General features: G+C 71.2%; 12 protein-coding genes. 5 read left to right on the forward strand and 7 right to left on the reverse strand.

Features of this window, described 5'->3' with window-relative positions:
- Positions 1-139 precede the first annotated feature (139 nt).
- Complete coding sequence (locus OG943_RS32255) at positions 140-322, reverse strand: hypothetical protein (RefSeq protein WP_328604688.1); 183 nt, start codon at positions 320-322, stop codon at positions 140-142.
- A gap of 126 nt (positions 323-448) precedes the next feature.
- Here OG943_RS32255 and OG943_RS32260 point away from each other — a divergent pair, with 126 nt between their 5' ends.
- A complete protein-coding gene (locus OG943_RS32260; RefSeq protein ID WP_328604689.1) occupies positions 449-2689 on the forward strand; it encodes a helicase-associated domain-containing protein in 2241 nt (746 codons plus the stop codon).
- Positions 2690-2696: 7 nt separating this feature from the next.
- Here OG943_RS32260 and OG943_RS48500 read toward each other — a convergent pair whose 3' ends face one another.
- From OG943_RS48500 to OG943_RS32290, 6 genes are all read right to left on the reverse strand, one after another.
- The gene (locus OG943_RS48500; RefSeq protein WP_442874596.1) at positions 2697-4394 is read right to left on the reverse strand and encodes a DUF742 domain-containing protein; all 1698 of its coding nucleotides are present in this window, start codon (positions 4392-4394) and stop codon (positions 2697-2699) included.
- A gap of 3 nt (positions 4395-4397) precedes the next feature.
- Positions 4398-4826, reverse strand: coding sequence for a roadblock/LC7 domain-containing protein (locus tag OG943_RS32270; RefSeq protein ID WP_328604690.1), 429 nt, complete (start codon positions 4824-4826; stop codon positions 4398-4400).
- 405 nt (positions 4827-5231) lie between these two features.
- Positions 5232-5840 (reverse strand): GTP-binding protein, encoded by a 609-nt coding sequence (locus OG943_RS32275; RefSeq protein WP_328604691.1) that lies wholly within the window; start codon positions 5838-5840, stop codon positions 5232-5234.
- A complete protein-coding gene (locus OG943_RS32280) occupies positions 5821-6582 on the reverse strand; it encodes a DUF742 domain-containing protein (RefSeq protein ID WP_328604692.1) in 762 nt (253 codons plus the stop codon). The genes OG943_RS32275 and OG943_RS32280 overlap by 20 nt, the downstream gene beginning before the upstream one ends.
- Positions 6583-6609: 27 nt before the next feature.
- Positions 6610-7086 (reverse strand): roadblock/LC7 domain-containing protein, encoded by a 477-nt coding sequence (locus tag OG943_RS32285; RefSeq protein ID WP_396286839.1) that lies wholly within the window; start codon positions 7084-7086, stop codon positions 6610-6612.
- Positions 7083-10163 carry a sensor histidine kinase gene (locus OG943_RS32290; RefSeq protein ID WP_328604693.1) on the reverse strand — a complete coding sequence of 1027 codons (3081 nt, stop codon included), beginning with the start codon at positions 10161-10163 and terminating at the stop codon, positions 7083-7085. The genes OG943_RS32285 and OG943_RS32290 overlap by 4 nt, the downstream gene beginning before the upstream one ends.
- A 709-nt stretch (positions 10164-10872) precedes the next feature.
- Here OG943_RS32290 and OG943_RS32295 point away from each other — a divergent pair.
- Genes OG943_RS32295 through OG943_RS32310 form a run of 4 tightly spaced genes read left to right on the forward strand, consistent with a single transcriptional unit; the run spans position 10873 to position 14307 of the window.
- The gene (locus OG943_RS32295) at positions 10873-11835 is read left to right on the forward strand and encodes an ABC transporter substrate-binding protein (protein WP_328604694.1); all 963 of its coding nucleotides are present in this window, start codon (positions 10873-10875) and stop codon (positions 11833-11835) included.
- A 1-nt stretch (position 11836) separates the two neighbouring features.
- Positions 11837-12604, forward strand: coding sequence for an ABC transporter permease (locus tag OG943_RS32300; RefSeq protein ID WP_328604695.1), 768 nt, complete (start codon positions 11837-11839; stop codon positions 12602-12604).
- Positions 12601-13431, forward strand: coding sequence for an ABC transporter permease (locus OG943_RS32305; protein ID WP_328604696.1), 831 nt, complete (start codon positions 12601-12603; stop codon positions 13429-13431). Before OG943_RS32300 ends, OG943_RS32305 begins: the two co-directional genes overlap by 4 nt.
- 21 nt (positions 13432-13452) lie before the next feature.
- Positions 13453-14307 carry an ABC transporter ATP-binding protein gene (locus OG943_RS32310; protein WP_328604697.1) on the forward strand — a complete coding sequence of 285 codons (855 nt, stop codon included), beginning with the start codon at positions 13453-13455 and terminating at the stop codon, positions 14305-14307.
- The last annotated feature ends 10 nt before the right edge of the window (positions 14308-14317 follow it).

The raw sequence follows: 14317 nt of genomic DNA on the forward strand, positions 1-14317 counted from the left end.
ACTCCCCGCTGGAAAACCTGTGACTGGGACGTTCGGAACCCTAGCCCCGTGACCGTCGCCACCCGACCCCAACCGGGTGACTGACCAGTAACTTCAGGGGTCCTCGCGAGTGCTCAGCCGGTTCTCGGCGCGCAGGGCGTCAGCGGTTGATTTCGGTCTCCGGGTGCACGTACGGCACGGCGTCGAGCGGGAACGTCAGGTCACCGAACGGCGACAGCGCGCCCTGACGGTCGGACGCGAGCTCCGACACGGGGTGCTCGCCGTCCTCTGCCGGCCAGGTGGGGTCGACGCCCTTCTTCTTGCCGTTCTCGGCCTTCGCCACAACACCCTCCACTGGCCGGTCCAACCGATTCGCACACAGTGTGCCCGAACACCCCCGGTCCCCGCTCACCCGCCCGGCACGCGCGCCCGACGGCGCCCGCGCACCCGCCCGGTATCCTGGAGTTCTATGCCCGCGACCTCATTGGCGGACTGGCTGCGTGCGGAATCCGACGACGCACTGGCCGAGCTCCTGCGCACGCGTCGCGACCTGTCGACCCCGCCGCCGTCCGACAGCACCGTGCTGGCCACCCGCGCCGGCACGCCGGGCTCCGTCGCGCGCGCCTGCGAAGACCTGGACACACGCACGCTCGCGGTGCTCGACGCACTGCTGGTGGCCGGGGCCGACGCGGCGCCGGCGCCGCTGGCCGAGGTGAGCGCGCTGGTCGGCGCCGACGTCACGGACGCGCTGGCGCGGCTGCGTGCCCGTGCGCTGGTGTGGGGCGCGGATGACGAACTGCGAGTGCCGCCGTCGGCGCGCGACGCGCTGGGGCCGTTCCCCGCGGGGCTGGGCTCGCCGTCTCCGGCGCTGGCCGCCACGGACGTCGCCGCGCGGCTGGCCGAGATCGGCGACGACGAACGGGCGGTGCTGGCCAAGCTCGCGGCGGGACCGCCGATCGGCCGCACCCGCGACGCGAGTTTCGACGTCCCGCTCAGCGAAGCCACCACCCCCGTGCAGAAGCTGCTGGCCCGGGGCCTGCTGCTGCGGCGTGACGACCAGACCGTCGAGCTGCCGCGTGAGCTGGGGCTGCAGCTGCGGGGCGGCGCCGCGTTCGACCCCGTGACGCTCACCGAGCCCGAGCTGCCCGTCCATCCACACCGGACAGTCACTGTGGACGAGACCGCGGCCGGTGAGGCGATGGAGTTCCTGCGCCAGACCGAGACGCTGCTGCGCTCGTGGTCGGCGGTGCCGGCGCCGGTGCTGAAGGCCGGCGGCCTCGGCGTGCGTGAGCTGCGGAAACTGGCCAAGGACCTGGACGTCGACGAGGCGCGGGCCATGCTGGTGGCCGAGCTGGCCGTCGGCGCCGGGCTGGTCGCCGACAGCGAGACGACGGCACCGGAGTGGGTGCCGACCACGCTCACCGACTCCTGGCTCGCGTCGCCGACGGTGCAGCGCTGGATGACGCTGGCCCAGGCGTGGCTCGAACTGCCGCGGCTGCCCGGGCTCGCCGGCGGCCGGGACGCGAAGGACAAGCCGATCGCGCCGCTGTCCGAGGAGCCGCGGCGGCCGCTGGCGCCGGTGGCCCGGCGACGGGTGCTGATGGCGCTCGCGCAGCTGCCGTCCGGCGCCGGGGTGAAGAGCGTCGACGAGCTGGTGGCCGTGCTCGCGTGGCGCGCGCCGCGGCGGGGCGGGCGGCTGCGCGACGAGACCGTGCGCTGGACCATGGCGGAGGCGACCGCGCTCGGCCTCGTCGGGCTGGGCGGGCTGACGTCCACGACCCGGCTGCTGCTGGAGGACGACCGCCCGGGCGCCGTCGAGGCGATGCACGACGCGCTGCCCGCGCCGGTCAGCCACGTGCTGGTGCAGGCGGACCTGACGGTTGTCGCGCCGGGCCCGCTGGAGCCCGAGCTGGCGGCGGACATGGCGGCGGTGGCGGACGTCGAGTCGGCCGGGCACGCCACGGTCTACCGCGTCACGGAGACCTCGGTGCGCCGCGCGCTCGACACCGGACGCACGGCGGACGAGCTGCACGCGCTGTTCCGCGCGAAGTCCGCGACACCCGTGCCGCAGGGCCTGACCTACCTGATCGACGACGTCGCCCGCCGCCACGGCCGGCTCCGCGGCGGCGCGGCGGCCTCGTTCCTGCGCTGCGACGACGAGGCCCTGCTCGCCGAGGTGCTCGCCAACCCGGTCGCGGCGGAGTACGACCTGCGGATGATCGCGTCGACCGTCCTGATCAGCTCCGCGCCGCTCGGCGAAGTGCTGGAAGCGTTGCGGTCAGCGGGTTTCGCGCCCGCGGCGGAGGGACCGGACGGACGGGTGGTCGACATCCGGCCGAGCGGCCGCCGTCTCCCCGCGCGTGCCCGCGCCGCCCGCGCCCGCCCGGGCGAGCAGGCAGTGCTGTCGGAGGATCAGGCGTCGAGGATCGTCTCGAACCTGCGCGCGGGCGACGCGGCTTCAGCGCGACGTCGCGGCTCCGCCGTGAGCGCGCCGACCGGCGGCGGCGCGGACACTTCGGCGACGCTGGAACTGCTGTCCCGCGCGACCCTCGAACGCCGTGAGGTGTGGATCGGCTTCGTCGACTCGCGCGGCACGGCCAGCCAACGCGTGGTGCGCCCGGTGCGCGTCGGCGGTGGCGTGCTGGAGGGCACGGACCACGAGCGGTATCCGTTGCACCGCATCACTTCCGCCGCGATCGTCGAAGACTGACCGTGGTCTAGAGGGCGCGGAGGCCCTGCAGGACGCGTTCCATGAACTCACGCGACGAGCGGTCGCCGAGGATCAGCTCCGTCTGGTGGATCAGCACGAGGCCGAGGTCGGACATGTCGCCGACCAGCACCTTGACCACGCCGAGTGGCAGGCGCAGGTGCGCGGCGATCTCGGCGACCGAGCGGGTGTCCAGGCAGAGGTCGCAGATCCGGCGGTGCTCGATCGACCGGACGCCCCGGTAACGGCGGCCGTCGTCGCTGGTGGAGACGAGCGCCTCGAGCGCGAGGTTGTGGTCGGACCGGGTGCGGCCGCCGGTCCGGGCGTACGGGCGGACCCGGGAACGGGCCGGCTTGGCCGGTGCGCCCACGGCGGGTTCGAAGGCGGGCTCCGCGGCGGGGGTGAAGGCGGGCTCGCGTGCCCAATCCTGTTCCGCGGCAGGCACGAAGGCAGACTGGCCGGTGTGCCCGGCCGGCTCGAAGCCGGGTTCCGCAGCGTGTGAGAAGGCGGGCTGCGCTGTGTGGCCGGCGGGCTCGGCTGCCCAATCCTCTTCTGCGGCGGGGGTGAAGGCGGGCCGGCCGGTGTGGCCGGCGGGCTCGGCTGCCCAATCCTCTTCTGCGGCAAGGAATTCCGGCTGCGCGGGGTCCGGTTCGGACTGCCACTCGGGCTCGGCGGCGTGGGCATGCCGGCCGCCGCGGGGAGCGGGCTGCCAGTCCTGGTCGGCGGCTTCGGTCTCGGACCAGTCGCGGGCCGCGTCGGCTTCGGACCATTCGGTTTCCGCGGGTGCCGGGGACTCGGGGTCCGCCAGGCGGTGCTGGGCGTAACGACCGGTATCGGGCTCGGCGTCATACGGCTCGTAGCCGTACGCGGGCGCGGGCCGGTACGCGGAGTCGGGCGGGGCCGAGTGGTAGTCCGTCTCGGCCGCGGTCTGCTGGTAACCGGAGTCGTAGGCGGCCGGCTGGTAACCGGGCTGCTCGTAGCCCGGGGTGGCGGGCGCCTGCTGGTAGCCCGAGTCGTACGGGGACCGCTCGTACGCGGGCTGCTCGTACCGGGTGTCGTATGCAGGCTGCTCGTACCCGGCGTCGCGAGCGGGACGGTCGTACCCGGTGTCGTGCGCAGGCTGGGCGTACCCGGTGTCGTGCGCTTCCTGCTGAGGAGCGGAGCGGCGACGGGCGGGCTGGTAGTCCTCGAAAGACGGGCGCTCGCGAGGGGCCTCGTCGTAGGCGGCCGAGCGGTGGCCGGACCGCGCGGGGCGGCGACGGTCGTCCGCCGGCGGCGCCGGGTACCCGGCGGGACGGCTCGCGGCGGCGTGCCCGGACGGCGCGGAATGGCCCGGCTGCGCGGCATAGCCGGACGGTGCAGAGTGACCGGACTGTGTGGCATGCCCGGACGGCGCGGCGTAATGCCCGGTGTCCTGGACGACCGAGCCGGTGTCCTGGTCCTCCGCCCGGTGGCCGGACTCGCCGTCGTCCTGCCAGGTGCGGCCTTCGTCGTCGTAGTAGTCCGAGGCGCCGGCCCATTCGGCGGCTTCCGGGGCTTCGTAGGGCTCCACCGGTGGCGGCGGGGTACTCGGGCGACGGTGCGGCAGCATCGTCTTCAAGGTGCTCAGCTCGTAGTGGCTGGGCGAGTCGAACGACTCCCGGTCGGTGCCGCGGTGGAGCGCGTCCCAGGCCCCAGTGTCGCTCTCGCCGAATCCCGAGATCTTCATCTACTAACCACGCACCCCGCCCTGGAGCTGGGCGCGCAGTTCCGGGGTGAGCTGCTCGCCGACGCGTTCCACGAGCAGCGTCATCTCGTACGCGACCGTGCCGATGTCACAGGTCGGCGCGGCCAGCACCGCCAGCGACGAGCCGTCGGAGACCGACATGAGGAACAGGTACCCGCGCTCCATCTCGACCACGGTCTGGTTCACCCCGCCCGCCTCGAAGCAGCGGGCCGCGCCCTGGGTCAGGCTGATCAGGCCCGAGGCGACCGCGGAGAGCTGTTCGGCCCGTTCCTGCGGCAATCCCTCGGACGGCGCGAGCAACAGACCGTCGGCCGACACCAGCACCCCGTGCGCGGCGCCGGGCACCCGGCGCACGAAGTCCGTGATCAGCCAGCCGAACGTGAGCTGGCCCTCTTCCTGGCCGGACACGGTCACTGTCCCTCCTTGCTGCCGCAGCTGCCGAACCGGAAAACCGCCGCTCGCCATGATCACGGCCCACCCGTGAAGATGCCGTTCCCAGCGTATTCACCTGGCCGACGGTGTCGAGTCCCGCCGGTCGAAGTGGTGCGCACCGTACGTACTCAGCCGAGTGCGTACCGCGTGGACCCCCACGGGATCACGCCTTCGTGGGTCACTCCGTGGTGACACCGGTTGCCTCGCGCGGTGGGGTGTCCGCGCAGGTCACCGACGTTCCGACCGGCCGGTCCGGCCTGGTCGGCCCCGGCCGCGGTGAGCCGGGTCCAGTGGACCCGGTCGCGGCCGGAGACACCACTCCCCGAAGCGGGTGAAGCCCGTCGAGTTCACTCCAACGGCCGCATCCCACTGGCGGGTACTCCGGTTCTAGCCCGCCCTCAGTGCCGAGTCGTGGGCGATGGCGTGCTGCACGACCGAGATCAGCACCTGCTTGGCCGAGTCCCGCTCACGCGCGTCACACGCCATGATCGGCACCGACGGGGAGATCGTCAGCGCGTGCCGCACGTCCTCGATCTGGTGGTGCAGCAACCGATCGAAACAGTTGATCGCGACCACGTACGGCAGCTTCCGGTTCTCGAAGAAGTCGATCGAGGGGAACGCGTCGGCCAGCCGCCGCGTGTCCACCAGGACCACCGCCCCGATCGCGCCGACCGCGAGGTCGTCCCACATGAACCAGAACCGGTGCTGGCCCGGCGTGCCGAACACGTACAGGACGAGGTCCGAGTCGAGTGAGATCCGGCCGAAGTCCATGGCGACCGTGGTGGTCGTCTTGTTCGGCGTGGCGGAAGTGTCGTCGTGCCCGACACTCGCCTCGGTCATCATGGCCTCGGTGGTCAGCGGGTCGATCTCCGAGATCGCCCCGACCATCGTTGTCTTGCCCGAACCGAACCCACCCGCGACCACGATCTTGGCCGACGAGGTCGGACCGGTCACCTGCGGTGTGTTCGCGTCGGAGTCAAATTCTCCGAAGCCCACTGAGCACCCTTTCCATGAACTCGATACTCGGGCGGTCGCCCACGGCGGTGTCGCTGGTCGAGTGCACCAGCACCAGGCCGAGCCCCGCCACGTCACCAATCAGCACTCGCACCACGCCGAGCGGCAGCCGCAGCAGCGCCGCCACCTCGGCCACGGAACGGGTGTCGAGACACAGATCGCAGATCGACCGGTGCTCGGGCACGCGCACGCGGTCGAGCACGCGCCCCTGCTCGCTGGTCGAGATCAACGCCTCGATCGCGAGGTCGTACGTCGGCTTCGTCCGGCCGCGGGTCCGGAAGTACGGCCGGACCAGTCCGGACGTCTCGACCTCGGCCACCGGCGGCTCGGCGGACGCCTGCATCGGCAGTGCGGCCGCCAGCTCGTTCGACGACGGCCCGGGAGAGCCGTCCTGCTCCGCGCTGAACGCCGCGAACTCGGCGGAGTCGTACAGCGGCCCGCTGGCCCCGCCGAACAGCTCGGCTCCCGGGCCGCCCAGCAGGCGGTCGCGGTAACCGGGCACGCCCGTGACGTCCGGTCCCTGCCCGGCATTGCTGTCGGTCAGCCAGTTCGGCGGCTCACGCACCGGATCCGAGTCCGACCCCTGGACGCGGCGGGCCCGCCATTCGCGGTCGACCCGGTCGCGGAAGGACTTCCAGTCCTCCCGCCCGTCGTCCCGCTCGGCCCACCCGCCGGTGAAGTCGTCACCGAGCCGGCCATCGCCCCTCAAGCGCCCGTCGTCCACGGTCTGCTCCTGAAGTTCCCGGCCCGCCTAGCGGCGGACCGCCGAGCCCTGCAGTTGCGCACGCATCTCCGGGGTCAGCTGCTGGCCGACCCGTTCGACGAGCAGGGTCATCTCGTACACCACCAAACCGATGTCGCTCTCCGGCGAGCCCAGCACCGCGAGGCACGATCCGTCGGAAACCGACATCAGGAAGAGGAAGCCGTTGGCCATTTCGACCACGGTCTGCGCGACCGGGCCGCCTTCGAACACTTTCGCCGCTCCGCGCGCCAGGCTGGTCAGCCCCGACGCGACCGCCGCCAGCTGGTCGGCCCGGTCCTTCGGCAGGCCGCGCGAGGCGGCCAGCAGGAGCCCGTCCGCCGAGACGACGACCGCGTGGGCCGCACCCGGCACCCGGTGCACGAAGTCCGTGATCAGCCACGCGAAGCTACCCGCCGCGCCGCCTGCCGCCCTGCCGTTCGGCTGCGCCGAGCCGCCTCCCGGCTGCACTGCACCCGCCCGTGTCACTGTCGCTCCTCACTGCTGTCGCTCAAGTACCCGGATCCACTCACCGGAACGCCGTCCTCGTCGAGCCTGTCGTCGGCCGGTCGGTCCTTCAACGCATGCCTCCCGGAGGTGTACCCACGCTGGAAGCTTGCCATCCTGCTGCGAGCCGCGGAGGCCGAGCGGGTCATAGCACCCGTTCCGGGCAGCCCGGAGGTCGCGTCGGTGAAGGAATTGTGGGGCTCGGAGGATTCCGAGGGGCTGCCGATCGAACCCGGGACCAGGTACGCGTTGGGGACGCGCTTGGGCAACCCGGCCGTCGTCACCTCCTCGTTCTTGGCCTCGAGCAACGACTGCGCGGCCTGCCAGCCCTCGTCGGAGGCGCTGCTCCAGCTCTCGTCCGAGCCGTCGTCGGAACCAGGGTAGAGCGGCGTCGCCTCGATCGGTTCCTCCTGACGGGGCTCGTGCGTGCCGTTGCTGCTCTCCGCCGCGACTCCGGTGACGGACGTGATGCTGTTGTCCGCCTCCGCGGGTGCCTCGGTCTTCGCCGGCATGGCCGTCAGGTCCTCGGCCAAGCCGGGCTCGCCGTCACCGCTCCCGTCACTGCCTTCGCTGAACCACCGCGAAAGCACCGACTGGTAGATCGGCAGCCGCCGGGTGGGCACGTCGTCCTCGAGGGCCGACGCGCCGTCGTCGGCGACGGGCTCCACCCGCTGGGGCTCCTCCGGCGCGAGGTACTTCGGCTCGCGCTTCGGCAGCACCAGCGGCGGGAACTCCGTCTCCGCCAGGCTCGCACCGTCTCCGTTGGGCTGCTGAGTGAGCGGCGCCAGGTCCTCCGCCGTCGGCCACGCCGGAGTGTCCGGGACCGGCATCTCCGGGCTGAGGAACGGCCCGGCGGCGCGGTTGCCCGCGACCAGGTCGTCGAGGCTGATCGGCTGGTCGAGCGGGACGAGCCCGCCGTTCGACGGCGCCGCGGGCGGAGGCGGCGGTGCCGACGGGGGCGGCGGCGTGGCTTCGGGTCCCCGGTCGATCGGCCGGTTGACCGGCGGGAAGCTCGGGTGCGACACCTCGTTGCGGTTGACCGGCGGCGGGGTGTGCCGCGGCGGCGGGGTGGCCACGCGGATCTGCGTGAGCAGCTCGGCCGGCACCACGACCCGGGCGATGACGCCGCCCTCGATGTCCTCGTTCTCGCGCAGCCGCACCTCGATGCCGTGGCGCTGGGCCAGGCGGGCGACCACGTACAGGCCCATCCGGCGGGTCACCGACACGTCCAGGTCCGGCGGGTCGGCCAGCCGCTGGTTGATCTCGGCGAGCCGGTCGTCCCCCATGCCCACGCCGTGGTCGGTGACCTGGATGGCGAGCGCCTTCTTGCGGGTGATGACGGCGCGGACGGTGACCTTCGTCTCAGGCTCGGAGAAGTAGGTCGCGTTGTCGAGCAGCTCCGCGAGCACGTGCACGAGGTCGTGGATCGCGAGACCCTGCACCGCGACCTCGGGCACGATGCCGACCTCGATGCGGGCGTACTGCTCGATCTCCGAGACCGCGGCGCCGATCACGTCCGCGGCCGGCACCGGCTTGGGCACGGACTTCGCCAGGCCGGCGCCCGAGAGCACCAGCAGCGACTCGCCGTTGCGGCGCAGCCGCGTGGCGAGGTGGTCGAGCTCGAACAGGCTGGCCAAGTGGTCCGGGTCCTGCTCGTCGGCCTCCAGCCGGTCGATCACGCCCAGCTGGCGCTCCACCAGCCGCTGCGAGCGGCGGGAGAGGTTCACGAAGATGCCGTTGACGTTCTCGCGCAGCAGTGCCTGTTCGGCGGCCATCTTGACGGCCTGCTCGTGGACCACGTCGAACGAGCGCGCCACCTCGCCGATCTCGTCGCGAGAGGTGACCGGCACCGGGGCGACCGCCCTCTTCGAGGCGTTGACCGGGTCCGGGTCGTCCAGGATGGCCTGCACCGTCTCCGGCAGCCGGGTGTAGGCGACGTCCAGCGCCGTCGTCCGCAGCACCCGGAGCGGGCGCAGCATCAGGCGGGCGATCACGAGCATCAGGATCAGCGCCGCGATCAGCGCGGCGAGCACGATCGCGCCGCCGACCCAGGCCGACTGCACGGCCTGGGAAGCCAGTCCGTCGGCCTGCGAGCGAAGCTGCGAAAGCAGGCTGCTCTCCACCGCGTGCAGCTTGTCCGCCGCGACAGTGCTGTCCTGACCGAGCTCAGTCGGGTTGATGTTGAGGGGCTGGCCCTGCTGCGCAAAGGAGAAGGAGGTGGTCTGGATCCGGCGCCGGTCGTCCACCTCCGGGCCCGAAACAGTGTCGTTGTACAGCTGGACCTGGTCGTCGGTGGCGTTCGCGAGGAACGCCGCGACCGACGCGTCACCACTGGCCTGCGAGGCCCGCGCCTCGTCGAGCAAGTCGCCGGGGAAGCCGTCGCGGAAGGCCGCGATCTCCACCGCCGCGTCACCGCGGACGACGAACTCCTTGGCCTCGCTGATCGACTGCGTGCTGTTGCCCAGCCGCAGCAGGTCCCGGTCGGTGACCGCGGTCGTCACCTCGCGGCCCAGCTGGATGAGCGAGTCGAGGATGGACGAATAGGTGTCGAGCGCCGCAACATCAGAATAAGAAGAGGTGCTGATCGCCGCGCGCAGCGGCTGCAGCGCGTCGAGGCGCTGGAGGCCGCGCGCGTAACGGTCGCTGGTGGCCTGGGTGTCGGTGTTCAGGCCGACGACGGCGTTGCGCAGGTCGTCGACGTCACGGTCGACCTTCGCCATCTGCGCGTCGAGGCCGGTCTGACGGAGCGTGTCGCCGGACGAGAGCCGGGCGACGGCGAGCGCGCGCTCGCCCTGCAGGTCGTGGACCACGGTGGTGACCTTGACCGCGAAGGCGACCTGGTCGGCGGTGTGGCCGAACTGCACCGTCTCGCGGATGTTGTCCACCACGCGCAGGGAGCCCAGCACCAGCGCGGTCAGCGTGGGGATGATCAGGATCAGGGCGAGCTTCGACCTCAGCCGCCAGTTGCCCAGCGCAAAGATCGAGCCCTTCCGCGCGGGAGCCGCCCCGCCTTCGGTCGCGGAGGCCCCTCCCGACCCCGCGGTGTCTTCGTCCGGCACCGCCGCACCACCATCGTTGTCCGGCCCCGAAGGACCCTGTGAATTGAAGCCTGCCGAACCCGAGACCACTATCCGCACGCTCCCGGCAGGCGGCCCGGCTCTCCGAGGGTTCGGAGCGCCGGACATGACTGCGCCATTACACCCTTACGAGTGAGAAGATCGACTTTCAGGTGCGGTTCCCCGCAACTCCCGGCGCGGAATCGGTTCAGCACTTGCATGACGTTCGGTCCCCGCACTGGTCGATCACTGGTCCGTTCGGCCTAAGCCACCAGGTCGCCGACAAGCAACGGCCCGCGCAGAGTGCCTCTTGACGAGGCAAACTCTCACTACATCGGTGGTCCATACCTCACACTGCAGGAGCAGAGGGTAGCGAACGGCTGGCCGATTTGTAACCCTCTTGACAGCCGCATGGGAGCACCCGTACAGCCGATCAAGACCATTCGGGCACAACCGCTACGGGCCGGATCGGGCACGCGCAGGGACCTTCGCTCACCTGTACGAGTGACTCAGGACACCCGTGCAACGTTTTTGACCACCCATTGTGATCGCAAGATCGCTTCTCTACAGTAGCCGCGTGACTCCGGACAATGAGCCACACTCCAACCCAACGGTCAGCCACACGTGACCTCATTTCCAAGGAGCGGCCTTGTTTGATACAGCCGGGAGCAGCCAGCGCAGATACGGGCGGCGTGGCTTTCTCTCGCTCGCCATGGCCGGCGGCGTCGCACTGACCGCGAGCGGCTGCGGCCTGCTCGGCGGATCGGACGACTCGGGCAGCACGAGCAGCGGCTCCGCTCTGGAGAAGCCGAAGATCAAGGTCTCGATCATGCCGACGATCGACGTGGCCCCGTTCCACCTCGCGGTGCAGAACGGCTACTTCAAGGCCGAGGGCCTGGAGGTCGAGACCGTCGACGCCGCCAGTGGTGACGCGTCGCTGCAGAAGCTGCAGGCCGGCGAGGTCGACATCGCCTACTCCAGCTACACCCCGTTCTTCATCGCGAAGAGCAAGGGCAACGCCGACATCAAGTTCGTCTCGGACGCCTCGTCGGCCGGCCCGAAGAGCACCGAGATCGTCGCGATGCCCGGCGGCGCCGTGAAGACCGTGCACGACCTGGCCGGCAAGAAGATCGCCATCACCGCGCAGAACACGATCTGCGACACGCTGACCAAGTCCGTCATGCGCGACAACGGCGTGGACTTCACGAAGGTGACCTGGGTTCCCTTCCCGTTCCCGCAGATCGGCGGCGCGGTCAAGCGCGGCGACGTCGACGCGGGCTTCCTCACCGAGCCGTTCATCACCGGCTCCGCCAAGACCAACGGCACGGTGCCGATCATCGACACCGCTTCCGGTGCCACACAGGACTTCCCGACCGCGGGCTACGGCTCGCTGGGCAAGTTCACTTCGGCGAACCCGAAGACCGTGGCGGCCTTCCAGCGCGCGATGCTGCGCGCCACCAAGGAATCGGCGGACCGCTCGAAGATCGAGCCGCTGATGGTGCAGTTCTCCAAGGTCGACCAGGCCACCGCCTCGCTCACCGCGCTGCTGACCTTCCAGTCCACTCTGGACGCCCGGCGCCTGCAGCGGGTCCCGGACCTGCTGCAGCAGTTCGGCACCATCACCAGCAAGATCGACGTGGCTTCGATGATCGTGCCGCAGGCGAGCGCATCCTGACGTGAGGATCGTCCGCAACCTGGTCGGCCTGCTCGGCTTCCTCCTGCTCTGGGAGGTCGTCGTGCGGGCCGGCCTGGTCGACCAGAACGACCTGCCGCCGCCGACCGTGGTGTTCGCGCGGCTCGGTGAGCTGCTCGGCGACGCCGAGTTCCTCCGCGACGTCATCGCTTCGGTGCTGGCCTGGGCGATCGCGATGGTCATCTCCATCGTCATCGCGGTCCCCGCGGGCCTGCTGCTCGGCAGCATCGGCTGGCTGCGCGAAGCGACGAAGGCGATCGTCGAGTTCCTCCGGCCCATCCCGTCCGTCGCACTGATCCCCCTGGTGCTGATCGTGGTCGGCGGCGGGCCCGAGTCGAAGATCACCCTCGCGGTGTACGCGGCGGTGTGGCCCATCCTCTTCAACACCGTCTACGCACTGTCCGAAATGGACCCGCTGCTGACCGAGACCGCGCGGACGTACGGCACGCCGAAGTCGCGGATCCTCACGTCCGTCGCGCTGCCGCACGCGGCGCCGTTCGTGTTCACCGGCATCCGGATGTCCGCGGCGATCTCGCTGATCCTGGTGATCAGCACCGAGTTCCTGGCCGGCGCGAAGCTCGGCATCGGGCAGTTCATCCTCGAGGCGTCCTCGGGCGAGAACCGGATGGACCTGGTGCTCGCGGGCACCGTGGTCGCCGGCGTGCTGGGCTTCCTGGTGAACGAGGGGCTGGAACGGCTCGGCCGCCGGCTCTTCAGCTGGAGCAACGCCGACGAGGGGGCCACCGCATGACCGTCGTCGAAAAGCCTTCGGTGGTCACGGCCCGGGGCCGCGTCAGCCGCGGGCTGAACGGGTTCGCCCGCAAGTGGCTGCTGTTCGCCGTGCTCGTGGTGCTCTGGGAGATCGCGACCAGGCTGAGCCAGAACGTGTTCTTCCCGCCGCCCAGCAAGATCGCGGTCGCGGCGGCGAAGCTGTGGTTCTCCGGCCCGGTGTCGCACGTCTTCCTCGGCGACGCGGTGTTCGACCACATCCTGCCCAGCCTCGCGCGGGTGCTCGGCGGCTGGCTGATCTCGGTCGTGCTCGGCGTCGCGCTCGGCCTGGCGCTCGGCCGCTCGCGCACCGGGATGGACTACGTGGGGCCGCTGTTCGCGTTCTTCCGCGCGATCCCGCCGCCCGCGCTGGTGCCGGTGTTCCTGGTGCTGTTCCACGTCGGGCCGGGCATGCAGATCGCCACCATCGTCTTCGGCGCGCTGTGGCCGGTCGTGCTCAACACGGTCGACGGCGCGCGGTCCGTGGACAAGGTCAAGGCGGAGACCGCCCGGGCGTTCCGCACGCCGCGGCGGTACTGGATCGGCCTTGTGGTGCTGCCCGCGGCCCTGCCGAAGATCTTCGCCGGGCTGCGGCTGTCGCTGTCGATCGCGCTGATCCTGATGGCGATCTCCGAGCTGGTGGGCGCGCTCAACGGCATCGGCTACGCGCTGCTGTTCGCCCAGCGGTCCTACGACTTCGACCAGATGTGGGCGTGGATCGTGCTGCTGGGCATCCTGGGTTACGGGTTCAACGCGGCCCTGCTCGCCGTCGAGCGCCGGGTGCTCGCGTGGCAGCCCGGCCGTCACTAGGTTCCGGAAGGTAGTTGCAGAATGTCGACCATGCTCGAGGTCTCCGGCCTCAGCCACCGCTACGGCACCGGTGACAATGTGCACACCGCCGTGAACGAGCTGTCGTTCACCGTCGAGGCCGGCCAGCTGGCGTGCATCGTGGGCCCGTCGGGCTGCGGAAAGTCGACGCTGCTGCGGGCGATCGCCGGGCTCGTCCCGCCGACGTCCGGCACGGTGAGCCTGCACGGCGACCTGGTCAACGGCGTGCCCGACGACCTCGCCGTGGTGTTCCAGGACTACAGCCGTTCGCTCTTCCCGTGGCTGACCGTCGCCAAGAACGTCGAGTTCCCGCTGCGCTGGGGCAAGCTGAGCAAGGCGGAACGGCGGGCCCAGGCCGCTTCGGCACTGGCAGCCGTCGGCCTCTCGGACGTCGGCGGCAAGTTCCCGTGGCAGCTCTCGGGCGGCATGCAGCAGCGGGTGTCCATCGCGCGGGCGCTGGCGAGCCGCCCGGCGCTGCTGATCATGGACGAGCCGTTCGCGTCCGTCGACGCGCAGACGCGGTTCGAGCTGGAGGACCTGCTGCGCCGAGTGCAGGCCGAGCAGGGCACCACCGTCCTGCTGGTCACGCACGACATCGACGAGAGCGTCTACCTGGGCGACCGGGTGCTGGTGCTGTCGAAGTCGCCGGCGTCGATCGTCGCGGACCTGCCCGTCGGCCTGCCGGCGGAGCGCGACCAGATCACCACCCGCGAGTCGGCCGAGTTCGTCACCCTGCGCGGTGAGGTGGCCCGCCTGCTGCACGGCACCCCCGCGCAGACCGCGGCCGCGGACGCCGCCGAGTGGGAGCTGGCTTCGGCAGCCGAGAAGAAGAACGTCGTCGAGGACGCGAAGCGCTGAGCAAAGTCCG

The organism is Amycolatopsis sp. NBC_00345 (assembly GCF_036116635.1).
GTDB lineage: Bacteria > Actinomycetota > Actinomycetes > Mycobacteriales > Pseudonocardiaceae > Amycolatopsis.

Bases quoted from the DNA above. Each gene is read 5' to 3' on its own strand.
- OG943_RS32305 (WP_328604696.1), top strand. From the start codon at position 12,601: ATGACCGTCGTCGAAAAGCCTTCGGTGGTCACGGCCCGGGGCCGCGTC.
- OG943_RS32310 (WP_328604697.1), top strand. From the start codon at position 13,453: ATGTCGACCATGCTCGAGGTCTCCGGCCTCAGCCACCGCTACGGCACC.
- OG943_RS32260 (WP_328604689.1), top strand. From the start codon at position 449: ATGCCCGCGACCTCATTGGCGGACTGGCTGCGTGCGGAATCCGACGAC.
- OG943_RS48500 (WP_442874596.1), bottom strand. From the start codon at position 4,394: ATGAAGATCTCGGGATTCGGCGAGAGCGACACTGGGGCCTGGGACGCG.
- OG943_RS32295 (WP_328604694.1), top strand. From the start codon at position 10,873: ATGGCCGGCGGCGTCGCACTGACCGCGAGCGGCTGCGGCCTGCTCGGC.